Raw genomic sequence first — 22,045 nt, 5'->3', positions numbered from 1 at the left:
GGAAACCCCTTAAAACCGGGCTTTCCACCGGGGATTTTATAAGGAATAAGGAGTGTTGTTTTTACATGAAACAAAAGTTCAAGCTTGCCGTCGGAACGACTGCGTTGGCAATCATTTCGATCGTAGGTCTGAGAGATACCGGCATTTTTGTGCAGGATCATAACACCACATTGTATAGTGGCAGCCAATTGACTTTTGCCGTTGAAGAACAAGCAAATATAGTCGACACAAACGAACGCGGTTACATAGTCCAAAAGGGCAACGCGAAAGTGACCGTTCCGAAGGAAAAGATCCTCGTCACCGAGGGCAAGCCCCAATACTACACGGTAAAGAAAAATGCCATTTTGAAAAAAGACGGCAAGGTCGTTCGTAACCTTTTTATCGGCGAAACCCTTCAAACGGTTAAGCATTATCCGAACACCGTAGCGGTAAATACGGAAGACGGCCTCTTCGGTTCCGTAGAAAAAGCGAACATCGAAGCGATTCAAGGTCCCTACTCCACGCCGGCGAAGGTAAAACAAAATTTGAAGCTTGAAAACGCCAACGGCGTTTACCAATTGGCAAAGAACCAAACGGTCAATGTAGTCAGCTACAAGGACGGCCTCTTCATTATTCTTAACGAAGAAGGCAAGGATTTCCAAATCGACCCCAACTATTTGGATTTCGGTAAAGGCGGCGTCAAGGCCGTTCAACGCGACATCATTCAAAAACAGGCACCGGTCAAGAAGGTTGCCGAACCTGTTGTTGCCGCACCGAAAGTCGACGGAGCGAAAGCACAACAAGTCATCAATTCCGCATTCAGCAAAATGGGTACTCCCTACGTATGGGGCGCAACCGGCGACGGCGGCTACGACTGCTCCGGTCTGGTATATGCCATTTATGTTAGAGAACTGGGAATTTCTCTTCCCAGAACCTCTTCTGCTCAATCTCAAGTAGGTACACAAATTGACAGATCTCAATTACAACCCGGCGACTTGATTTTCTTCAACACCACCGGCAAGGGTGTCAGCCACGTAGCCATCTACATCGGCAACGACACCTTCATCCACGCAGCCAGCGGAAGCGGTCGCGTCAAACAAAATAAACTGTCCGAAAATTATTACAGCTCGCGTTTTGTAAATGCGACGCGTGTGTTATAATTAAATATAGGCAAGGAGCGGTTCGCCGCTCTTTTTTTATAGGAGGAATAAATGAAATTTGACGTGTCCGGTATTCGGAAGAAACTTCTCGAGGAGCTGTCGAAAAAGGCCGCCTTTGCTAAAGAGCGGGAAGTGGGATATAAGCTTTTAATTCTTCGCGTCGGCGACAATCCGGCGGATATAAGCTATGAAAGAGCCATTATAAAATCGGCGGAAAATGTCAGAATCCCCGTCGAGGTATCAACCTTTCCGGAGCTCGTTACGGAAAGCGAAATTTTGTCGGAAGTTACACGGGGTAATATGGACGAGCGCTTCGGCGGAATCTTAATCTTCCACCCCTTGCCCGGTCATTTGGACGCTGAGGCAATCGACGCCGCCATTCAACCGGAAAAAGACATCGACTGTTTAAGCCCGATCAATCAGTGGCGGATCTTTAAGGGCAAGGGAACCATGATGCCCGCTACGGCGAAAAGCGCCGCCACGATCGCCGAAGCCATGGGCGAGCTGGAAGGAAAGCGCGTGCTCATTATTAATCGCTCCATGGTCATCGGAAAGCCCCTGGCCATGATGCTCTTGGATAAAAACGCCACGGTGACCATCGGCCATTCCCGTACGAAAGATATTCCCGCCCTGGCAAAGGAACACGACGTCGTCGTCTACGGTACCGGCCAATCTCGTTGGGTCGATGCGAATTTTGTGTCGGAGGACCAGTGGATCATCGACTGCGGCATCGCCTTCGACGACGAGGGCAAGATGACAGGCGACGTGGACTTCGACGCCGTCGTCGACAAGGCGCAGTATGTAACTTCCGTTCCCGGCGGCGTAGGCAGCCTGACGAACCTGCTCCTCTTGGACAATATGTTTATCGACTGATTTAATATTTTCATGAAAAAGCCCTCGCTCTTTACCGGCGAGGGCTGATTTTATTTTCTGCGAATAATTTTCCAAAGAGCGTAGCTTTTTACGAAGCTCGCTGCCGCTTTGCGTACGGGTTTTTTTCTCATGGCTTTGGCACCTTTGGAAAGTGCCGCCCATTTTACGATTTTATATAGTTTCATTGCCGCCTCCTTATGTTATGACCATACCCGATACGGATTGAATTTACACAAGAAAGCTAACGGCGTCGTCCGGTTTTGCTTTGGCGTTGAGTTTTGCCTTGCCGTTGGGTTTTGCCTTGAAGGCTTGATTTGCTTTGACGGGTGCCATTGTCATTTTGCTGATCTTCGTCCTCGGTTTCTTGGTTTTGCTCGTCATACCATTCCTTGGTGTGAACTTGGCAGTGACCCGTGGGAAGAGTGTAGTAGTCCTTAGGGTAAATGCCGTCGAACTCTTCGGGATCGTAGCCCTTGGGACGAATGAAGTAATAACCGTAGGTAATGGATTCGTAGGGACAGTAGGTGGAGGCCAACTGGCCGGATACGGAGCAGATGAGTTTTCTCGTATAATTTTCCGTTTCCTCGGTCGGCGCCGTCTTGGGCAGGAAGGGCAAGGTCACGGTGGAGCGGGCGCGGCGCGCGTAGCGCGTGGCCAAAAGCCCGGTCTTGTCGCTGACCTCGTGCATTTCGAAATCCTTCGGCAGCTCCCACTGATTTGTATCGCCGGGTATGGAGACGAGGGAGGCGTAGAAGCTTTCCGTCAGGCTTTTGTCGCCGGCGAGAGAAAGCTTTTGAAGCTCGCTTCCCATCCACAAGCTGTAGGTGTATTTCGGCGTGGCGCCTAAGGCGAAGTAATCGGCCTTGTACTTGTTCGTGCCCGAGATGGCAAAGGCGTCGTAGCCGGCAACCTGAAGGCTTTTCGCCAGAGGCGACCTGCTTAGGGCGTAGCGAAGGAGTATATCTTCGCCGGGCTGTTCCTTCGCGGCGGTTTTTTCGTGCTCGTAAATGACGTTGCCTTTGCGATCGGTGATTTTTTGCACCGTGTAGTTAGCCGCGTTTAAAGGCGATGCGATGCGGGCGTAAGCGCCGGTGAGTTTCATGAGATCGACGCCGTCGACGAAATTTCCCGCCGCCATGGCGTCGTAGGTGAGGTCGTGGCGCTTGGAATTTTCCTTTGGCGTCTTGACCCCATCGGCAGCGCGATTGCCGCTATAGAGTCCCAGGCGCGAGAGATTTTTCAAGATAGGTTCAAAGCCGTAGCGCTCTAAAATTTTTCCGCTAATGGCGATGCGGCTGTTGGCGGCAGCATCGGACAGGACGTCGTAGCCGTAAAAGGAATCGGTCAGGGGCCAAATATTCCCGTCGATGCGCATGGGCGTGTCGTCGTAAGAGGTGGCCAGGGTATCGCCCTGACTTAAGGCGGCGAGATAGGTAGTGAGGGGCACGATGGCCGTCCCCGGTTGCCGCTTGCTCTTCAAGTGGTTGTAACGAAGGCGGGCGGGATCTTTCAGATCGTTGCCGCCGGCGAGAGCCACCACGGCGCCGGTTGCATTGTCGGCGATGATTGCCGCCGATTGCGGCTGCAGACTGCCCTTATCCGGCAGAAGAAACAGCTCTGAGGGGAGAACGAGTTCGTCTTCCGTAATCTCCATGGCATCTTTGTATTCGTCGTAAAGATCGCCCTGAATGAGAAGACGATCGGGGCTTTTCAGATCCCCTTCCTGAAAGACCGTACCCGCACCGGCGATGGTGCGCAGATTGTTTTTTTCGTCTCGGTAGTAAAGATTTTTTAAGAGTACATTGCCGTCGGAAGCGGAAAAATACTCGCCGTCGATTTCCAAGCCGTCATCGGTTTTCGTAAATGCGCCTGAGGGCAGGTGCATATTGCCCTTTTCGTCGAAAAGCTCGTCGTAGGGATAATAGAGAATACTTCCTTCGTCGTCGACGATGCGATTTTCATCGTCGGTGGTAAAGTCCATAAAGCTCGCGCCCCTGTCTTTGCCACGTGCCACCAGAGCGGGATAGCTATCGTAAAGGGCGTCCATTTTTTTTTGGAAGTCTCCGACGATAGTGGACTGAATGGTGAGCCCGCCTTCGCGGACCAGCTTCTCCGCGGCCTTGCGGTCCATGTGTCGAATCTTCGCCATAATGGAAATGGCTTCGTCGGCTACGACATCGGCGACGTAAGACGAGTAGGGGGCGGGGGGCGCCTCTCTCGGCGTAAAGGAAATAGGGGCCCGGCTGTAGGTGTCGGCATCCTCTTTAGAGAGATAGCCTGCCTGTGCCATGGAACGAAGGACGATATTTTTTCGCTCCGTCGCCCTGGGGTTTGCCACTAAATCAAAGGATTGATCGCCGATGACCTGGGTGGCGATGACGCCGGTGCCGTCGTTTTCTTCCGTGGGGATTCGCTTCACCGGCTGGTAGGTGGCGGGGGATTTCACGATGCCCGCCAAGAGGGCGCCTTCCTCCATGGTCAAATCCTTGGCGTGTTTTGAGAAGTAGGCGTTTGACGCCGCCTCGATGCCCTGACTGCCCAGACCTAAGTCCACGCGGTTTAAGTAGGCTTCCAAAATAGCGTCCTTGCTTAACCTTTCTTCCATGCCCAAGGTGAGGTAGGCCTCTTTAATTTTTCGGTCAAGGGATTGCTCGCCGCTTAAATAAACATTCTTCACTAATTGCTGAGTAATGGTGGAGGCGCCGCGTTCGATGGCGCCGCTTTTTGCATTGGCGAGGATGCTCGCCGCCAGCTGCCGCGCGTCCAAGCCGTGGTGATTGTAAAAGCTGCGGTCTTCCACGGCGAGGAAGGCCTGTTTCACGTGATCCGGCACCTGATCGATGGGGATGTTTTCGCTGAAGACGGAGGGATCCACCTCGTCGATGGTCCCGCCCTCGGCGTCTAGTATGTATGATGTTTGCGGAATGGACGTGGTCAGGTCCTTAAAATCCACGGCCGGAAGGTCCTTTAGTATGGATACCATCCAAATGGCCGCGATGCCGGCGAGCAGGACGAAAATCAGTAGCAGGCCGGCGAAAATTAATTGCCACGTTTTTTTGTGGCGAAAGACGTGTTTGAACCGCATGGAAACCCCCTTTTCGTCATTATATCATGGGCCATTGTTGCGTAGAAGAGCAAGGTTGTGTATATTTAAAAAGAAGCTTAGGCAGGAGGCGACATGGAAAAAAGAGAACGAGTGGTGACGGCGTCGGTTTACGACGAGTCCCAAAGCTATTACGAGGAAAGCTTAAAAGAACTGAACGCCCTGGTGGAGGTGGCGGGCGGCGACGTGATCGCTTCCATCGAACAAAAGGTTCGCGCCTACAATCCGGCGACGCTTATGGGAAAGGGTAAGCTCGACGAGCTGAAGGATTTTGTCCTCGCCGAAGACATCGACCTGGTGATCTTCGACCAAGCCCTTTCCGGCATTCAAATGCGGGAAATCGAAAAGACGCTGCAGGTCGACGTGTTGGACCGCACGGCTTTGATCTTAGATATTTTTGCCTCACGGGCGAAGACCGATGTGGGCAAGCTCCAGGTTTATTTGGCTCAGCTGGAATACGGCAAGAGCCACTTAATCGGAAAGAAAAATTACTCCCGACTGGGCGGCGGCATCGGCACCCGTGGCCCCGGGGAGCAAAAGCTTGAAATCGACCGCCGGCGCATTGCCGAAGACATTCAGCGGGTGAAGAAGAAATTGAAGCAGGCCCGAAAGATTCGTGATACCGGTAGAAAAAATCGCGTCAACTCCCAAGTGCCCGCCATCGCCTTAGTGGGCTATACCAATGCGGGGAAATCCTCGGTGATGAACCGTCTGCTGAAGGAATCCAACGCCAAGGGCCGTGAGGTCTATGTGGAAGACATGCCCTTCGCCTCTCTGGACCCGGACACCCGCCGCATTCGCCTGCCCGACGGCTTGGTGGTTTACGTCACGGACACCGTAGGCTTTATTTCCAATCTGCCCACCACCCTGGTGGAGGCCTTTCACACCACCCTTGAAGAGCTGAAGGATTCGGATCTCATTATCCACGTCATCGACGGCTCCGCCGAAGACGGCGTCCTGCGCTACGACACGACGCGTAAGCTTTTAAACGATTTAGGCGCAGGCCACGTGCCCGGCCTCTTGTTTGTCAACAAGAAAGATCGCATGGAGGGCAAGAAGCTGCCCTTTGCTCCGTCGGAGGATACGGTAATCTACGGCTCCTGTAAATACGACGAAGCCTTCGATTACTTTTACGAGGCCGTGCAGAGAAAAATCGAGGATCTTTACGTGAAGGTGGACTTGAAATTTTCCTTTAACGACATGGACCAGGTCGAAGCCATAAAAAATCACTATCCGGTGGAAAGCTTAAATTACGAAGCCGATGGCGTAACCATGACGGCGACCTTGCCGAAGCGGTCCTGGCACCGCTTGGAACCCTATGTAAGGAGGCGCTATGTATAAAACCGTCTATCGAAGAGGGGAGAGCCGACTCATCGAGAAAAAATCCGAATTTATCGGCCGCGTGGCCTTTGCCAAGACGAAGGAAGCGGCGGAGGCCTTTATTCTTGAAATAAAGGAGAAGGAAAAAGCCGCTACCCACAACTGCTCTGCCTACATTATCGGGGAAGAAGGGGCCATACAAAAATACGATGACGACGGCGAGCCCCAAAAGACGGCGGGGCCTCCCATTCTGGAGGTGCTGAAACGCAACGATCTCAGGAACGTGGTTTGCGTCTCCACCCGCTACTTCGGCGGCACCCTTTTAGGAGCGGGGGGCTTGATTCGCGCCTATTCCACCTCTGCGTCGGAGGCCTTAGACGATGCGAAAATCGTGGAGATGCATCGGGCCGTGGACATTAGCTTTCGCTACGGCTACACCGCCCACGGGGCCATAGAAAACTATATGCGGGAGCGAGGCTACCCCGTATTGGCTTCGGCCTTCAGCGATCAGGTGCAAGTGACGACCACCGTCTATGAAATGGGGAAAGAGGCCTTTTTATCTTATTTACAAGACGCCACATCCGGCGAGGTTTACATTATTGAAGAAAAAGAAACGGAACGGCCGGTGTACGAGGGGAAAATGCTCGTAGACGACGTGGCCTATGAACAAGAACTCTAGGGAGGTAACGATGAAGGAACAAATTGAAGCAGTGGTTCAATGGATGAGAGAGACGGTGAAGGACGCCCACGCCGACGGCGTCGTCTTCGGCTTAAGCGGGGGCATCGATTCCGCCGTGGTGGCGGGCTTGGCCAAGAGGGCCTTCGGTGACGATGCCCTGGGCATTATCATGCCCATCGATTCCAATCCTCAAGACGAAAAGGACGCCCGTCTCGTCGTCGAAAGCTTGAGCTTAAATGTTGAAAAGGTGGATCTGACGAAGACCTACGAGGCACTGATCGACGCATCCTTTGAAAGCGACGTGGCCATGGCCGAGGCAAACATCAAGCCCCGCCTGCGCACCACGACCTTGTACTATTACGCTCAGGACAGAAATTATCTGGTCTGCGGCTGTTCCAATGCCAGCGAATACTACATCGGCTACTTCACGAAATACGGCGACTCCGCCTGCGACCTCATGCCCATTGTGGATTTCGTCAAGGGGGAAGTGGTGGAGCTCGCCAAGGCGTTGGGGCTTCCCAAGGAAATCATCGAGAAAAAACCCACGGCGGGTTTATATACCGGCCAAACCGACGAGGACGAGATGGGCTTTACCTACTGCGAGTTAGACGCCGCCGTCAGAGGACAAAACGACGGCGAACACAAGGACCTCATCGAGCGGCGCCACATGGCCAGTGCCCACAAGCGCGCCTTGCCGCCGAAATTTGAAAGATAAGCGCCTTACATGCTATAATAAATCGTTATAAATAAAGGAGGTTATGATGTCAGGACACTCGAAATGGCACAACATAAAAAATAAAAAAGGAAAGGCCGATGCCAAGCGCGGCAAGATCTTTACGAAAATGGCGAGAAAAATTGCCGTTGCAGTGAAAGAAGGGGGCGACGATCCCGATTACAATCCCGCATTGAAGGCGGCTATCGACAGCGCCAAGGCGGAAAACATGCCCAACGACAATATCGAGCGGGCCATCAAAAAAGCCGCCGGCGAAGGGGACAGCGACAATTTCGAATCCGTCACCTATGAAGGCTACGGCCCCTCGGGTATTGCGGTCATGGTGCAATGCTTGACGGACAATCGCAACCGTACGGCGCCGGATGTGCGTCACGCCTTCGATAAAAACGGCGGCAATTTAGGTACCGACGGCTCCGTCTCCTTCCTCTTTGACCGCAAAGGCCAATTAGGCATCGAATTAAAAGAGGGCGTGGATCCGGAGGTCGTGGAAATGGACGCCATCGAAGCGGGAGCCGAAGACATTCGCACGGAAGACGGCGGCATCGAAATTATTACGGCACCGGAGGATTACCAAAGCGTCAGAAAAAATTTGGAAGAGGCGGGCTACGAATTTGTGATTTCTGAGATCACCTACCTGCCCCAAACCACCACGGTCTTAGACGATCCGGAGGATCGAAAGAAAATGAATAAGCTCATCGACCAGTTGGAAGAAAGCGACGACGTGCAAGAAGTCATTCACAATTGGGAAAACGACGACGAAGACGACGAATGAAGCGTCTCTTCGCCATGATGACGGCACTCTGTTTGATCTTTCTCCTGTTCAGCCTCGCCACCCAATGGGTGAGCGACAACGGGGCCTATTACCGGCGGCAGATGATTCAAAACGATATTCCCCGTGTCACGGGTAAGTCGCTGAATGAATTGGATGAAATCTCCGACGGCCTTCGGGATTATTTAAAGCGGGGCGATGAAAGAGCTCTGACGCCTTATTTTTCAAAAAGCGAAGTGGATCACATGGTGGATGTCTACGCCTTGTTTCACTTGATGCGCAAGCTGACTCTCGCCGCCGCCGCACTTGCCGCCATTTTCTTTTTTTCACTGACGAAAAAAGCGGGCATGAAGGAAGGCTTAAAAAGTGTGGGCAAGGCCACCGCCTTCTTGATCGCCATCTTTTCAGCGTTGTCACTGGTGATCGCCATGAATTTTTCAAAAGCGTGGTACACCTTCCACACCTTGTTTTTTTCCAATAAGCTGTGGCTCATGGATCCGGAAAAGGATCTGATGATTCAAATGCTGCCGGAGCCTTTTTTCTTCGGCATGGTCAAGCAAATCGGCCTGATTATGGCCGCGGGGCTTTTAATTTTGGCGTCTCTTGCTTTTTTGAAAGGAAATAAAAATGAAACTGAATAAAACCATCGATCACACCATTCTCAATGCCGATGCGACGAAGGATGCGGTGATCAAGGTCATCGACGAAGCGAAGAAATACGAATTCGCCTCGGTTTGCCTCGAGCCCTGCTGGGTCTCTCTCGCCGCCGAGCGGCTGAAGGATTCCTCTGTGAAGGTATGTACCGTCATCGGCTTTCCCTTGGGAGCCAATACGAAGACGGTAAAGGCCTTCGAGGCGAAGGAAGCGGTGGAAAACGGCGCCGATGAAGTGGACATGGTCTTAAATATCGGCGCGCTGAAAAGCGGCGACGACGTTCTGGTCCTCGAGGACATGAAGGCCGTGAGAGAAGCGGCGAAAAATGCCGTGGTGAAGGTAATTCTGGAAACCTGCCTTTTAACCGATGAGGAAAAGAAAAAAGCCTGCGCCCTGGCCAAGGAAGCGGGGTTGGATTTCGTCAAGACCTCCACGGGCTTTTCCACGGCAGGCGCCACGGTGGAAGATGTGAAGCTGATGCGGGAAGCGGTAGGCGACAGCATGGGCGTCAAGGCAAGCGGCGGCATTCGCGACACAAAAACCGCTGAAGCCATGATCGCCGCCGGTGCCAGTCGCATCGGCGCATCGAAATCCATCGCCATTATAGGAGAGTAAAATGAATCCGATCGCATTTACGCTTTTCGGATTGGAGGTCCGCTGGTACGGCATCTTCATCGCCTGCGGCGCGCTCCTCGCCATATTCTTCGGAGAGAAGCTGATCGAGCGAAATTCGCGGTTGCCGAAGGATGCGGTGGTGGATGCCAGCATCTTCGCCCTGCCCTTGGGCATCGTCGGTGCCCGTACCTACTACGTGCTTTTTGAGTGGGACTACTACAGTGCTCATCTGTCCGAAATATTCGCCATACGAAACGGCGGCCTCGCCATTCACGGCGGCCTGCTGGGAGGAACACTGGCGGTTTTCATTTACTGCCGTGTGAAAAAAATCAGCTTCATCGAGCTCTTGGACATGCTTGCGCCGGGCGTGGTCCTGGCACAGGGCATCGGCCGCTGGGGAAATTTTATGAACGGCGAAGCCCACGGCGGCGTCACCAATGTGCCTTGGGCTATTAATGTGGGCGGGCAAATGGTTCACCCTACATTTTTATACGAATCCATTTTAGATGTGAGCATCTTTCTCATACTCTATTTCTACGTATCGAAGAGGCGCCGCTTTCCCGGCGAGCTGGCAGGCATCTATTTAATCCTATACAGCATCGGCCGCTTCTTTATCGAAGGCCTTCGCACGGACAGCCTCTACATCGGCCCCTTGCGTACGGCACAAGTGATGAGCCTCATCGTCATATTGCTCGGAATTCTCATTTTATTCATTCAACCGAAGCGCACAAAAATAGGGGAATATGCATTGACCGAGCCTGTTTCGAAGAAAAATTAAAAAAAATCGGAAAAACCACCTTTTTTCAGGTGGTTTTTTTATTTTGCGCTTGATTACCCAATTAAATAGTGTAAAATATAGATAAGTGGGACAAAGTGGTAGAAAAGGGTTTAATGGGGGGCATTATGTTTTTCGGTGAAGTCAAACATAATATCGATGCCAAGGGGCGCCTGGTCTTGCCGGCGAAATTTCGCGATGGCATTCAAGACGGTTACGTCATGACCAAGGGCTTGGATCAGTGCATCTTTTTGTTCCCTATGGACGAATGGCGTCGCATGGAAGAAAAGCTCAAGAGCTTGCCATTAACCCACAAGGATGCCCGCGCCTTCGTTCGCTACTTCTTTTCCGGCGCCTGCGACGGCGAGTTGGACAAGCAGGGGCGGGTGCGCATTCCTCAAAACCTAATGGACTATGCGGGACTCGATGCCACCACGGTGATTATCGGCGTGGGAACGCGCATGGAAATTTGGTCCGAAGACCTGTGGGATGCTTATTCGGAAGACGATGCCCTGTCCTACGATCGAATCGCACAACAGCTTTCAGACCTGGGCATTTAGGAGGGGCTATGGATTTCAAACACGTACCCGTCCTATGTGACGAGGTAATCGAAGGATTAAAGGTTAAAGCCGACGGCATCTACGTCGACGGCACCTTAGGCGGTGGCGGCCACAGCGGCGAAATTTTAAAACGCCTGGACGGCGGCCTGCTCGTCGGCATCGACCAAGACGACGCGGCCCTTTCGGCGGCGAGAAAGCATCTGGAAACCATCGGCGACAACTTTCAACTGGTGAAGGGAAATTTCGTCGATATGCCTGCCATTTTAAAGACATTACATATTGAGCAGGTCGACGGTATCCTTCTGGATATCGGCGTCAGCTCCCATCAATTCGACACGGCGGAGCGGGGATTCAGCTACCGCTTCGACGGACCCTTGGACATGCGGATGGACAAGGACGCGTCGGTAAGGGTTTACGACATCGTCAACTCCTACAGCGAAAAAGCCCTGGCAAAAATCATCAAGACCTACGGCGAAGAACGGTGGGGCGATCGCATCGCCGCGTTTATCGTGCGTCAAAGGCAAGAAGCACCGATTACCACCACCTTCGAGCTGGTGGATGTGATAAAAAAGGCCATTCCGAAAAAAGTGCGTCAGGACGGCGGTCATCCGGCGAAGAAAACCTTCCAAGCCCTTCGCATCGCCGTCAACCGCGAGCTGGACGTGCTGGAATCCTCCATACCGAACATGGTTCGAATGCTAAAGCCGGGAGGCCGACTTGCAATTATCACCTTCCATTCCCTGGAGGACCGGATCGTAAAAAACAGCTTCCAATATTTATACAAAGACTGTATCTGCCCGCCGAGGCAGCCGATTTGTACCTGCAGCAAGAAGCGAGAGATCGAAATTATAACCAGGAAGCCCATAACGGCATCGAATAAAGAGCTGGAAGAAAACCATCGAGCCCATTCGGCAAAGCTACGCATTGCTGAAAAAGTTGAGGGGGAGTGATATAATGAGACAAGTCGAAAACAAACGTCCCCGCCGGCGGCCTGTCCGTCGTCGTAACAGAAGATGGGTTTCCCGTTCCGGACTTCTCGCCGTCATCCTGTGCATGCTCAGTATTACAGCCTTTTTGCAGCTGCGGGCGCACACCCATATCGCTTTACTTAATGCGGCCATCGAAAGCCAAAACAGGGCTTTGGAAGAGATGGACAAAACCTACAGGGACATGAATGCCGACTTAGATGAAATTAAAAATTCAGACGAGATTATGAAAAAAGCGAAATTTCAACTGGGCATGGTCTATCCCGAAAACGACCAGGTAAAATACATCGACGTCCGCCTTCGCAATGAAGAAAACGACGTTAACGAAAACGTCTACCTGAACCCGGTCATCTCTGTTCTGCATATTTTCAATAAAAAGTAGGAGGCTCTTGTGGGAGAGCAGAAAATAAAACAGACGAAAAGAGTGAGAAAGAGAAAAAGAGATCGCCGATTTCTTTTATCCCATCTGAGACGGATGGATAAAAAAGTGGCCTTTCTATACGTTTTTCTCTTCTTGCTCTTTTTTATTTTGTGGGGGCGCGTGGCGTATTTACAAATCGTCGATGCCGACAATTTAACTCGTCAAGCCCTGGCACTCAATACGGAAGGGCACAGAGAGCCCGAACGCGGCTTAATTTTTGATGCCGAGGGCAAAAAGCTAGTGAGCAATATCAGCAAATCCGATATTTATTTGGATACGGCGGTATTGGCCAAGGCGAAGGACAGCGAAAAACAGAGAAGCAAGCTGAGGAGCTTCGCCTTAAAAAATTTGGAAATGACCGAAGCCCAATACGATTCCCGAATGAAAAAAAGCGGCCACGTGCTCCTGAAGGGCAATGTGGACCGCTCCGTCGCGCTAAAGCTGAAGGACTCGGACATTCCCGGTGTGGTCGTGGAGGATTTCGAAGCCCGCACCTATCCCAACAACGACTTGGCGTCTTTGGTTCTCGGCTTTACGGGAAAAGAAGGGGACGGCCGCTACGGCATCGAAAAGTATTACGACGACGATCTGCGTCTCGCCCCTTCCTTCGGCAAAAAAAGAGACAATGCCGTTGCCATTCAGGCCGGCGCCAATTTAAAACTCACCATATCCGAATCTTTGCAGCGAAAGACCGAGGATATACTGGATTACCATTGGGAGAAAAATCACGCCCATCGAATCACGGCCATCGTTCAGGAGACACAGACCGGCGCCATTCGCGCCATGGCATCCACGGACGATTACGATTTGAATCATCCCTACATTCCCGCGACGAAAGAGCAAAAGGCCGTGTGGAAGGACTTAAAGAGCGAACAAAAATCGAAGCTCTTATACAACAACTGGCGAAACTTTTCCGTCAGCGACACCTATGAGCCGGGTTCCACCTTTAAAACCGTGACGGCGGCCGCCGCCTTGGAAGAGGATACGACGAATCCGAAAAAGCACTACTACTGCACGGGCTACGTCAGGGACATACCCGGCGTAACCATTACCTGTACATCCCTTCCTAATCCCCACGGGGACATTACCATGGACAAGGCCTTTTCCGAGTCCTGCAATGTGACCTTCGTCAATATTGCCCGAGAACTTTCCAAGGAAGGTCTATTGAAATACATTCAGGCCTTCGGCTTCGGCGAGGTGACGGGCATCGATTTGCCGGCGGAACAAAAGGGAATCGTGCCTACGGATGTAAAAGACATTAACGAAGCGCGCCTCGCCACCATGAGCTACGGCCACGGCATTGCCGTGACGCCGATACAAATGGTGACGGCGGTATCCGCCGTGGCGAATGGCGGCTATCTCCTAAAGCCCTATGTCGTCGATGAAGTTCAAGACGTCAGCGGCCATATTCTTGTGAAAAACGAACGGACCGTGCGTCGCCAGGTGATTTCCGAATCCACCAGCGAAACCATGCGCACCCTTTTAATGCACGTGGTTGATCACGGCACCGGCACCATGGGGGCGGTGAACCGCTACCACGTCGGCGGAAAGACCGGCACGGCAGGTAAGGTTTCGGAAACCGGCGGCTATGAAAAGGACAAATACATCAGCTCCTTCGTTTCGGTGGCGCCTATCGATGATCCGAAATACACGGTGCTGGTCGTGGTGGAAGAGCCCGAAGGCGATTACTTCGGAGGCACCGTGGCCGCGCCTATCGCATCGGAGATCATGGCTGCGGCTCTACAAGAGGGAAATGTAGCGCCCACCGGCAGCGATCAATCGCAAAAGATTAAAAAGGTCATCGTGCCCGACGTGAAGCACATGCTCTTGGAAGATGCGGGAAAAGTTTTAACCGACGCGGGCCTTAAATTCAATATGGCTTCGGAAAATGTCGGCGACTTCGGCATGGTCATTCAACAGGCTCCTGAAGCGGGAACGGAAGTGGACGAAAATACCATCGTCGACTTAAAGATCGACCCCAATGACGGAAAAGAGCGGAGTGTCCCCAATTTCAGAGGCAAGACGAAGAAGGAAGTTGAAAAGATTTTGGAAGACTCCCAACTGGATTACGTTCTGGAAGGGGAGGGCACTGTGGTCAGTCAAGAGCCCTTGGCGGGACAAGTTCTGCCGAAGGGGAGTAAGATCGTGATTCGTTTCGAAGCTGATGTGAACGACGATCAGACGGATAAAAATTCGACAGATTCCAATGGGGACCATTCGAAAACGACGAAAGAAAAGACAAAAAAGACGCGCAAAGCGCGTAACGATAAGAAGGAGTAGGCAAGTATGAGCATAGGCACAGGACTAATGAGTCTGGCCATTGGGTGGATTCTCGCCATGATCGGTGGTAGGATTTTCATTCCCATGTTAAGAAAACTGCACGCAGGACAGGAAATACGTGAAGACGGGCCTCAGAGCCATTTGTCGAAGGCAGGCACGCCGACCATCGGCGGCGTGATCTTTCTGACGGCAGCCCTTCTCGGGACGATTCTTACCGGCAATATGACTTACGAGGTGGCGGTTCTTTTCATCTCCACCTTCGGTTTCGGTCTCGTGGGCTTTATCGACGACTATATCAAAGTCGTCAACAAGAGAAATCTGGGCTTTACGGCGCTGCAAAAGCTGCTGGCGCAGATATTTATCGCCGTTCTGCTCTATTTTCTCATCGTCAATTCCGAACACCTGACCACTGCCGTCCACCTGCCGGGGACCATGCGGCCGGTAGACTTCGGCATGTTCTTCATTCCCTTTATTATTTTCGTCGTCGTAGGCACGGTGAATTCCGTGAATCTAACCGACGGTTTGGACGGTTTGTCCTCTACGGTCACCACTATACTCATGCTGTTTTTTGCCTTAATCAGTGCAAAAATGGGACGGACCTCCGTCGCCCTGTTCTGCCTCGTCCTCGCCGGCGGCCTGTTGGGATTTTTGTTTTACAACAAATACCCCGCCAAAGTGTTTATGGGAGACACCGGTTCCTTGGCGCTGGGCGGCGCCGTGGTAGCCATCGCCATTCTGCTCAATCTGCCTTTGTTGCTTCCCATTTGCGGCGGCATTTACTTTATCGAAACCCTGTCCGTTATTTTGCAAGTGATCTCCTTTAAAACGAGGGGAAAGCGAATATTTCTTATGAGCCCCATTCATCACCACTTTGAACAAAAGGGGATGAAGGAAGTTCAAATCGTCGCCATGTTCGGCGCGGTGGAGCTGATCCTTTGCATCATAAGTTATTTCTTGGTTTTTTAGGAGCGCATGATGAAAAATAAGAAAATTTTAATATACGGATTAGGAACTACGGGCATGAGTGCCATCGACGCCTTAAAGGACGAGAATGAGCTTTACGTTTACGACGACGATAAGGCCCGCGTGGATCTGCTGGAAGAAGAGTTTCCCTTTTACGACGGCCAGGCCGTGGATTTTGTCGTGAAGAGCCCGGGCATCCCTCTGGATAGCGGCTTGCTGCCGGAGCTTGAGGAAAGAAAAGTCCCCGTTATTTCCGATATCGAATTGGCTTACCGCATCTCCGAATGCGAAAACTTTATCGCCATTACGGGAACCAACGGAAAGACCACGACGACGGATCTTCTTTACCACCTGCTCATCGACGGCGGAAAGGTCGCCTATGTGGGCGGCAATATCGGCGTCGGCGTACTGCCTCTGGCGAAGCGGGCGAAGAAAGACGATTACTTAGTCATCGAATGCTCCAGCTTTCAATTGGAAACCACCTTGGATTTCAAACCGAAGGTGGCTATCTTAACCAATATTACGGAAGACCATCTGGATCATCATAAATCCGTGGAAGCTTACCGCATGAGCAAAGAAAAAGTCTTTGCCAATCAAGATTCTTCCGACGTACTTATTTTAAATATCGACGATCCCTACCTGTCTATGATCGGCGAGGAGCTGGATCGCGCCTTGGTTGTCAGCACGACGCCTATCCAACAGGACGGCGCCTACAAGGATCAGGACCTGCTTTATTTGTCTCACGATGGCGAGCACATTCCCTTGATGAAGCGCTCCGACATGCTTTTAGTCGGCGATCACAATGTGCGCAATGCCTTGGAAGCCGCCCTTTGCGCCTACGTTCTCGGCGTGGATGTGGCGTCCATTAAAAATACGCTCATGAACTACCGCGGCGTCAGCCACCGCATGGAATACGTGGACACCATTGACGGCGTCGATTACTATAACGACTCCAAGGGAACCAATCCCGATTCCACCGACGTGGCCTTGGCCAGTTTGACGAAGCCCATTCACCTTTTGGCAGGGGGCTTCGACAAGGGCAGCGACTTTAAAGCCCTTTTTGAAAAGCACGCCGCCGCCATTACCGGCCTCTATGTTTTCGGCGCGACGAAAGCCGTCATCAAGGAAGAGGCAAAGGATGCCGGTATAAAGAATGTATCGGAATACGAAACCATGAAAGAGGCCACGGAAGCGGCCATGGATCGAGCCGTGGAGGGAGAAGCGGTGTTGCTTTCTCCGGCCTGTGCCTCATGGGATCAATTCCCCAATTACAGAGTGCGCGGCGATGAATTTAAAGAAATCGTAAGGGAGAGACGGAGCTGATTAAATCATGGAACGAATCCGAAAATATGCTGATCCGCCCCTGTTCATCGCCATTGCATTACTTCTCGTTATCGGCGTCTTTATGGTGGCGTCCAGTTCGTTTACAACCGGCCTGACGAAATACGGCGACGGCACCTATTTTTTTAAACGGCATCTTATTTTTCTCGTCGTAGGACTCGCTGCCGGCGGCGTTTGTTATGTGGTGCCACTAAAAGCCTTTCAGCGCTTTGCCTTTCCCGCCTGGGCTTTGGGCATGGTCCTTTGTGCCGCCCTATACACATCCCTGGGCGTCAACGTCAACGGTGCCACCCGCTGGCTTTTAATCCCGGGGACACACATCCAGTTTATGCCTTCGGACATTTTAAAGTACGCCTCTATTTTTTACACGGCGAATTTGCTGGTGCTCCACAGGGGGAATAGGCGAAAGGGAGGCTTTCTTCCCATCGTCACGGTGATCGGCCTGTCCGTCGTCATCGTTATGAAGGAAGACTTCTCATCCGCCATGGTTATCGCCATCAGTCTTTTGGGAATGTTTTTCATCTCCGGCATGAATTTTGCCGAGCTCGTCAGCATCCTTTCTATGGGCCTCGCGGTGATGTACTTTTTCGTCTTCCGCGTGCCTTATCGCATGAAGCGGCTCACGTCCTTTTTGCATCCCTTTGACGACATCGGCAATACCGACTGGCAGCTGGCCAACTCCCTCTACGCCATGGGCACGGGATCGGTGAAGGGAATCGGCTACTTCCGCTCCCACGAAGTCTTTAACCGCCTGCCCGAGGCCTACAACGACTTTATCTTTGCCGTGATCGGCGAAGAGTTCGGCTTTATCGGAACCACCATCGTCATCGGTCTCTTTGCTCTGTTCGTTCAACGCGGCTTTTTAACGGCGCTGAAACAAAAGGGCCTCTATGAAAAACTGATCGCCACGGGGATTTTTCTCTCCATCGGCTTTCAAGCCTTTTTCAATATGGGCGTGGCCGCGGGAATTCTGCCCGTCACCGGTTTGACCTTGCCCTATATATCCTTCGGGGGAACGGCCCTCGTTTTCGTCATGGCCATGAGCGGCATATTGCTCAGATTATCGAGGAAAGGAGAATCACATTGAGAGTTATATTGTCCGGCGGCGGCACCGGCGGTCATATTTATCCGGCCCTCGCCATAAAAGAAGCTTTGGAAAAAAAGGTAGACGCCATCGAATTTCTGTACGTGGGGAAAAAAGACAGTATGGAAGAGGAATTGGCGGCAGCCTACCACATCCCCTTTGCTCCGGTGCACATTAAAGGCTTTCCCAGAAAGAAGATCAATAAAGATTCCGTCCTTACCATGGTGGAATTGATCCACGGTCTGCACGATGCGGGGAGGATCTTAAAGGACTTTCGGCCTGACGTCGTCGTCGGTACCGGCGGTTATGTTTGCGCGCCCATCGTCTTAAAGGCACAGGGCAGAGGCATTAAAACGGTGATCCAAGAGCAAAATGCCTACCCCGGCAAGACCAATCGCCTCTTGGCAAAAAGGGTGGATCTCATTGCCTACAGCTTCAAGGAAGCGGAAAAGTACTTTCCGGAGCATACGAAAAAGCTTTACACCGGCAATCCCATTCGATCGACCTTCGAAAAAATCGACGAAGAGGCAGGAAGAGAAGCAGTGGGCTACAATTTGGATAAGCCGTTGGTGCTTTCCTTCGGCGGAAGCGGCGGTCAGGAATCGACGAATGAAGCGGTGCTTGAAATTATGAAAAAGCATCCGAGCCTGAGCTTCCACTTAGTCCACATTACGGGGAAGGAGCATTACGACGACTTCATCAAACGAATGAGCCAAGTAGACGACGAGTCCTACACGGTGCTGGATTACTCCCATCAAATTCCCGAGTACCTGGCCGTCGCCGATCTGGTAGTGGCATCTTCATCGGCCATGACCTTGGCGGAAATCAGCGCCATGCACTTGCCTTCCATTTTGATTCCCAAGGCCTACACGGCGGGCAATCACCAGTATCACAACGCCATGAGCTATAAAAAATCCGAGGCGGCAGTGGTCATCGAAGAAGATGAATTAAACGGCCACGTTCTTTTGCAAGCCATTGAAAATCTTTTAGACAACGAAGAAATGCGGCGGGAAATGGGCGCCAATGCCTTGCACATGGTCAACACCAAGGGCACCGACGCCATCGCCGAGGGTATCATAGGACTTGTCAGATCATGAAACCGACGAAGCAAAGAAGAAAAACATCTCGCAAACAAAGGCTGAGGCGAAAATACAGAAATCGCCGCATCGCCTTGGTAGTCGTCTTGCTTGCCATCATCGGCAGCGGCCTCTTCGCCTTTTCCTCCATGACGGCCTTAACCGATGTGCGCGTCACGGGGACGAAGGCCGTGTCGAAAAATGCCGTCGTGAAAATCGCCGAGGAATCCAGAGGGAAAAGCTATTTTCGCTTGAACAAGGGTCGTTTGAAAAATCGCCTGGAGCAAATGCCCTATGTGAAAGAGGCGACCATCGGTTTAAACTTTCCTCATACCCTGACCATAAAAATCGACGAGGAAAAACCCTTCGCGCAGCTTTACAGCGGCGAGGGCTATATTCTCGTCAACGACGATTTTAAGGCCTTGGAAAAAACCCGTTCCTACAATCCAAACATGCCGAAGATCACAGGTCTTGTCACCGAAGGCGTTCGATTGGGGCAGGCGGCCTTTAAAAGCACGGGGAACGGGAAAAAGATTCACATGATCAAGACCCTGTTTGCATCGCCGATGAAAAAGGACATTCACACGGTTTCCATTTTAGATCGGGGCATGCGCATCGCTTTTTCCGACGGAACCATGGTTCACATTCTCAGCTTCGACGATGCGGAATACAAGACCAAACAGCTGGAAGAAATCCGCAAAGAAATGAAGGCGAAAAACGAAGATTATCGGGAAATCTACTTAGACCAAGGCGATCATCCCGTGGCGGTGAAGCCCTCGTCCTTAGAGGATGAAGAGACCGAAGGCGATGAGAGCACAGACATGCATGAGAAGGAAAAAGATTCCGCCGCGGACAAAAAAGACAAGAAGACAAAGAAGAAAAAAGCATCGAAGAATGCATCGAATGCTGATGAGGGTAAAAAGGCGGATACAAATTCCGCCAATACCGCTGAATAAGATAGGTAGAGGAGTCAAGTTGTCTTGACTTGTACGCGGTTTGTCTATAAAATAGAATAAATTGATATGATCTTAAAGGGCCATCGTGCGCGAGTAGGAGGAGTTATATGTTGGATTTTGATATGGATCACGAAGAATTTGCAAAAATAAAAGTAGCCGGTATCGGCGGCGGCGGAAACAACGCCGTCAACCGCATGATCAGTGCAGGCGTTAAGGGTGTCGAATTTATTGCCGTCAACACGGATCGTCAAGCCTTAAAAAATTCCCTGGCTGAAACGAAAATTCAAATCGGCGAAAAAGTTACCAAAGGCTTAGGCGCCGGCGCCGATCCTGCAATCGGCGAACAATCCGCCGAAGAAAGCCTGGATGAAATCAGAGAAGCACTGCAAGGTGCGGACATGGTATTCATTACGGCCGGCATGGGCGGCGGTACCGGAACCGGTGCAGCGCCGATTATCGCCGATGTCGCCAAGGAATTAAACGCCCTGACCGTCGGTGTGGTTACCCGTCCCTTCGCTTTTGAAGGTGCTCGTCGCATGAAACAAGCGATTAAAGGCATCGACGAATTAAAGGGCAAGGTCGACACACTGGTTATTATTCCCAACGATCGCCTGTTCAGCATTTCCGATAAGAAGACCACCTTCTCTCAAGCCTTCCAAATGGCCGATGAGGTACTAAAACAAGGTATTCAAGGGATCTCCGAATTAATCAGCGTTCCCAATGTCATTAACCTGGACTTTGCCGATGTGAAGACCGTTATGCACGACAAGGGCATCGCTCACATGGGCATCGGCTATGCATCCGGCGACGATCGCGCTACGGAAGCAGCCAGAAACGCCGTGGAAAGCCCCTTATTGGAAACATCCATCGAAGGCGCCAAGTCGGTTCTCTTAAATATTACGGCAGGCAACGACTTAGGTATGTTTGAAATGAACGAAGCGGCCGATTTAATTCGCTCCACCGTCGACGAAGAAGCCAACATCATCTTCGGTGCCGGTATCGACGAGTCCTTGAAAGATCAAGTGAAGATTACGGTCATCGCCACGGAATTCGGCGACGACGAAGACAATCAACCGAAAAAAGCAGGGAAGAGCTTTGTCGGATCGGGCGACGATAAAAAAGAAGAGAAAACCGGATCCGCCAAAAGAAATAAGGATGACGAGTTAAATATCCCGGATTTTCTTCGCAGAATGAGATAAGAGATTTTTGACGTATCCTTTGGGATACGTCTTTTCTTTTTTAGGAGGTGAATCATGCGCTGTCCCTACTGTCAACATTTAGAATCGAAAGTCGTCGACTCCCGGCCAACGGAGGAAGGCGCCTCTATACGGCGCAGACGGCAATGCATGTCCTGCGGCAGACGATTCACGACCTACGAGCAGGTAGAAGTAGTGCCCATGACCGTCAAGAAAAAAAGCGGCGGGATCGAGGTCTTCGACCGAAACAAGATCCTTAAAGGGCTGATAAAATCCTGTGAAAAGCGTCCCGTCTCCTTGGAGGCCATGGAAAAAGTGGTGGACGATATCGAAATGACCTTGGAAGCGAAAATGGTGAAGCAAATTTCGTCGGAGGAAATCGGTGAAATGATTTTAGAGCGTCTCAAGGACTTAGATGAAGTGGCCTACGTCCGCTTCGCCTCCGTTTACCGGCGCTTCCAGGACATCGACAGCTTTATGGCGGAGCTGGAAGAGCTACGCAAAAAGAAAACGGATTGAGGC

At 51.7% G+C, this 22,045-nt stretch carries 22 protein-coding genes; 20 read left to right on the top strand and 2 right to left on the bottom strand.

Annotation, left to right across the window (positions count from 1 at the left end; all coding sequences use genetic code 11):
• Positions 1 to 65 precede the first annotated feature (65 nt).
• Together BQ7397_RS06595 and BQ7397_RS06590 are read left to right on the top strand one after the other, a co-directional pair.
• Positions 66 to 1,139, top strand: coding sequence for a C40 family peptidase (locus BQ7397_RS06595; protein ID WP_077075322.1), 1,074 nt, complete (start codon positions 66 to 68; stop codon positions 1,137 to 1,139).
• Between the two features lie 51 nt (positions 1,140 to 1,190).
• Positions 1,191 to 2,012 (top strand): bifunctional 5,10-methylenetetrahydrofolate dehydrogenase/5,10-methenyltetrahydrofolate cyclohydrolase, encoded by an 822-nt coding sequence (locus BQ7397_RS06590; protein ID WP_077075321.1) that lies wholly within the window; start codon positions 1,191 to 1,193, stop codon positions 2,010 to 2,012.
• Between the two features lie 50 nt (positions 2,013 to 2,062).
• Here BQ7397_RS06590 and BQ7397_RS09455 read toward each other — a convergent pair whose 3' ends face one another.
• Both BQ7397_RS09455 and BQ7397_RS06585 read right to left on the bottom strand, forming a co-directional pair.
• Positions 2,063 to 2,197, bottom strand: coding sequence for a hypothetical protein (locus BQ7397_RS09455; protein WP_268801913.1), 135 nt, complete (start codon positions 2,195 to 2,197; stop codon positions 2,063 to 2,065).
• Between the two features lie 56 nt (positions 2,198 to 2,253).
• On the bottom strand, positions 2,254 to 5,097 hold the full coding sequence (locus tag BQ7397_RS06585; RefSeq protein WP_077075320.1) for a transglycosylase domain-containing protein: 2,844 nt from the start codon (positions 5,095 to 5,097) through the stop codon (positions 2,254 to 2,256).
• Between the two features lie 93 nt (positions 5,098 to 5,190).
• Between BQ7397_RS06585 and hflX the strand changes: the two genes are divergently transcribed.
• From hflX to nrdR, 18 genes are all read left to right on the top strand, one after another.
• A complete protein-coding gene (gene hflX, locus BQ7397_RS06580; protein WP_077075319.1) occupies positions 5,191 to 6,456 on the top strand; it encodes a GTPase HflX in 1,266 nt (421 codons plus the stop codon).
• Entirely contained in the window at positions 6,449 to 7,114 is a 666-nt protein-coding gene (locus tag BQ7397_RS06575; protein ID WP_077075318.1) for a YigZ family protein, read from the top strand. The genes hflX and BQ7397_RS06575 overlap by 8 nt, the downstream gene beginning before the upstream one ends.
• Positions 7,115 to 7,124: 10 nt before the next feature.
• Positions 7,125 to 7,829: an NAD(+) synthase gene (nadE, locus tag BQ7397_RS06570; RefSeq protein WP_077075317.1), complete on the top strand. Its 705-nt coding sequence runs from the start codon at positions 7,125 to 7,127 to the stop codon at positions 7,827 to 7,829.
• A 46-nt stretch (positions 7,830 to 7,875) separates the two neighbouring features.
• Positions 7,876 to 8,619, top strand: a complete 744-nt coding sequence (locus tag BQ7397_RS06565) for a YebC/PmpR family DNA-binding transcriptional regulator (protein WP_077075316.1) — start codon at positions 7,876 to 7,878, stop codon at positions 8,617 to 8,619.
• On the top strand, positions 8,616 to 9,257 hold the full coding sequence (locus BQ7397_RS06560) for a TIGR01906 family membrane protein (protein WP_077075315.1): 642 nt from the start codon (positions 8,616 to 8,618) through the stop codon (positions 9,255 to 9,257). The genes BQ7397_RS06565 and BQ7397_RS06560 overlap by 4 nt, the downstream gene beginning before the upstream one ends.
• Positions 9,244 to 9,885: a deoxyribose-phosphate aldolase gene (gene deoC / locus BQ7397_RS06555; protein ID WP_077075314.1), complete on the top strand. Its 642-nt coding sequence runs from the start codon at positions 9,244 to 9,246 to the stop codon at positions 9,883 to 9,885. The genes BQ7397_RS06560 and deoC overlap by 14 nt, the downstream gene beginning before the upstream one ends.
• A gap of 1 nt (position 9,886) precedes the next feature.
• The gene (lgt, locus tag BQ7397_RS06550; protein WP_077075313.1) at positions 9,887 to 10,663 is read left to right on the top strand and encodes a prolipoprotein diacylglyceryl transferase; all 777 of its coding nucleotides are present in this window, start codon (positions 9,887 to 9,889) and stop codon (positions 10,661 to 10,663) included.
• 125 nt (positions 10,664 to 10,788) lie between these two features.
• Positions 10,789 to 11,220 carry a division/cell wall cluster transcriptional repressor MraZ gene (gene mraZ, locus BQ7397_RS06545; RefSeq protein WP_077075719.1) on the top strand — a complete coding sequence of 144 codons (432 nt, stop codon included), beginning with the start codon at positions 10,789 to 10,791 and terminating at the stop codon, positions 11,218 to 11,220.
• Between the two features lie 8 nt (positions 11,221 to 11,228).
• The gene (gene rsmH, locus BQ7397_RS06540) at positions 11,229 to 12,170 is read left to right on the top strand and encodes a 16S rRNA (cytosine(1402)-N(4))-methyltransferase RsmH (RefSeq protein ID WP_077075312.1); all 942 of its coding nucleotides are present in this window, start codon (positions 11,229 to 11,231) and stop codon (positions 12,168 to 12,170) included.
• 4 nt (positions 12,171 to 12,174) lie between these two features.
• Entirely contained in the window at positions 12,175 to 12,588 is a 414-nt protein-coding gene (locus BQ7397_RS06535; RefSeq protein WP_077075311.1) for a hypothetical protein, read from the top strand.
• 9 nt (positions 12,589 to 12,597) lie between these two features.
• Entirely contained in the window at positions 12,598 to 14,907 is a 2,310-nt protein-coding gene (locus BQ7397_RS06530) for a penicillin-binding transpeptidase domain-containing protein (protein WP_083703447.1), read from the top strand.
• A gap of 6 nt (positions 14,908 to 14,913) precedes the next feature.
• Positions 14,914 to 15,873: a phospho-N-acetylmuramoyl-pentapeptide-transferase gene (gene mraY / locus BQ7397_RS06525; RefSeq protein WP_077075310.1), complete on the top strand. Its 960-nt coding sequence runs from the start codon at positions 14,914 to 14,916 to the stop codon at positions 15,871 to 15,873.
• Positions 15,874 to 15,882: 9 nt separating this feature from the next.
• Positions 15,883 to 17,193, top strand: coding sequence for a UDP-N-acetylmuramoyl-L-alanine--D-glutamate ligase (gene murD / locus BQ7397_RS06520; RefSeq protein ID WP_159435165.1), 1,311 nt, complete (start codon positions 15,883 to 15,885; stop codon positions 17,191 to 17,193).
• A gap of 7 nt (positions 17,194 to 17,200) precedes the next feature.
• Positions 17,201 to 18,298, top strand: a complete 1,098-nt coding sequence (locus BQ7397_RS06515; protein WP_077075308.1) for an FtsW/RodA/SpoVE family cell cycle protein — start codon at positions 17,201 to 17,203, stop codon at positions 18,296 to 18,298.
• Complete coding sequence (murG, locus tag BQ7397_RS06510; RefSeq protein ID WP_077075307.1) at positions 18,295 to 19,392, top strand: undecaprenyldiphospho-muramoylpentapeptide beta-N-acetylglucosaminyltransferase; 1,098 nt, start codon at positions 18,295 to 18,297, stop codon at positions 19,390 to 19,392. Before BQ7397_RS06515 ends, murG begins: the two co-directional genes overlap by 4 nt.
• A complete protein-coding gene (locus BQ7397_RS06505) occupies positions 19,389 to 20,327 on the top strand; it encodes a cell division protein FtsQ/DivIB (RefSeq protein WP_077075306.1) in 939 nt (312 codons plus the stop codon). The genes murG and BQ7397_RS06505 overlap by 4 nt, the downstream gene beginning before the upstream one ends.
• 107 nt (positions 20,328 to 20,434) lie before the next feature.
• Positions 20,435 to 21,526, top strand: a complete 1,092-nt coding sequence (ftsZ, locus tag BQ7397_RS06500) for a cell division protein FtsZ (RefSeq protein WP_077075305.1) — start codon at positions 20,435 to 20,437, stop codon at positions 21,524 to 21,526.
• A gap of 54 nt (positions 21,527 to 21,580) precedes the next feature.
• Positions 21,581 to 22,042 carry a transcriptional regulator NrdR gene (gene nrdR, locus BQ7397_RS06495; protein ID WP_077075304.1) on the top strand — a complete coding sequence of 154 codons (462 nt, stop codon included), beginning with the start codon at positions 21,581 to 21,583 and terminating at the stop codon, positions 22,040 to 22,042.
• Positions 22,043 to 22,045: the final 3 nt, after the last annotated feature.

It is taken from the genome of Aedoeadaptatus urinae (genome assembly GCF_900155585.1).
Lineage (GTDB): Bacteria > Bacillota > Clostridia > Tissierellales > Peptoniphilaceae > Aedoeadaptatus > Aedoeadaptatus urinae.
Note: the sequence above shows the minus strand (reverse complement) of the source record. Positions and strands in the feature narration are given on the sequence as shown.

Bases quoted from the DNA above. Each gene is read 5' to 3' on its own strand.
- BQ7397_RS06595 (WP_077075322.1), top strand. From the start codon at position 66: ATGAAACAAAAGTTCAAGCTTGCCGTCGGAACGACTGCGTTGGCAATC.
- BQ7397_RS06590 (WP_077075321.1), top strand. From the start codon at position 1,191: ATGAAATTTGACGTGTCCGGTATTCGGAAGAAACTTCTCGAGGAGCTG.
- BQ7397_RS09455 (WP_268801913.1), bottom strand. From the start codon at position 2,197: ATGAAACTATATAAAATCGTAAAATGGGCGGCACTTTCCAAAGGTGCC.
- BQ7397_RS06585 (WP_077075320.1), bottom strand. From the start codon at position 5,097: ATGCGGTTCAAACACGTCTTTCGCCACAAAAAAACGTGGCAATTAATT.
- hflX (WP_077075319.1), top strand. From the start codon at position 5,191: ATGGAAAAAAGAGAACGAGTGGTGACGGCGTCGGTTTACGACGAGTCC.
- BQ7397_RS06575 (WP_077075318.1), top strand. From the start codon at position 6,449: ATGTATAAAACCGTCTATCGAAGAGGGGAGAGCCGACTCATCGAGAAA.
- nadE (WP_077075317.1), top strand. From the start codon at position 7,125: ATGAAGGAACAAATTGAAGCAGTGGTTCAATGGATGAGAGAGACGGTG.
- BQ7397_RS06565 (WP_077075316.1), top strand. From the start codon at position 7,876: ATGTCAGGACACTCGAAATGGCACAACATAAAAAATAAAAAAGGAAAG.
- BQ7397_RS06560 (WP_077075315.1), top strand. From the start codon at position 8,616: ATGAAGCGTCTCTTCGCCATGATGACGGCACTCTGTTTGATCTTTCTC.
- deoC (WP_077075314.1), top strand. From the start codon at position 9,244: ATGAAACTGAATAAAACCATCGATCACACCATTCTCAATGCCGATGCG.
- lgt (WP_077075313.1), top strand. From the start codon at position 9,887: ATGAATCCGATCGCATTTACGCTTTTCGGATTGGAGGTCCGCTGGTAC.
- mraZ (WP_077075719.1), top strand. From the start codon at position 10,789: ATGTTTTTCGGTGAAGTCAAACATAATATCGATGCCAAGGGGCGCCTG.
- rsmH (WP_077075312.1), top strand. From the start codon at position 11,229: ATGGATTTCAAACACGTACCCGTCCTATGTGACGAGGTAATCGAAGGA.
- BQ7397_RS06535 (WP_077075311.1), top strand. From the start codon at position 12,175: ATGAGACAAGTCGAAAACAAACGTCCCCGCCGGCGGCCTGTCCGTCGT.
- mraY (WP_077075310.1), top strand. From the start codon at position 14,914: ATGAGCATAGGCACAGGACTAATGAGTCTGGCCATTGGGTGGATTCTC.
- murD (WP_159435165.1), top strand. From the start codon at position 15,883: ATGAAAAATAAGAAAATTTTAATATACGGATTAGGAACTACGGGCATG.
- BQ7397_RS06515 (WP_077075308.1), top strand. From the start codon at position 17,201: ATGGAACGAATCCGAAAATATGCTGATCCGCCCCTGTTCATCGCCATT.
- BQ7397_RS06505 (WP_077075306.1), top strand. From the start codon at position 19,389: ATGAAACCGACGAAGCAAAGAAGAAAAACATCTCGCAAACAAAGGCTG.
- ftsZ (WP_077075305.1), top strand. From the start codon at position 20,435: ATGTTGGATTTTGATATGGATCACGAAGAATTTGCAAAAATAAAAGTA.
- nrdR (WP_077075304.1), top strand. From the start codon at position 21,581: ATGCGCTGTCCCTACTGTCAACATTTAGAATCGAAAGTCGTCGACTCC.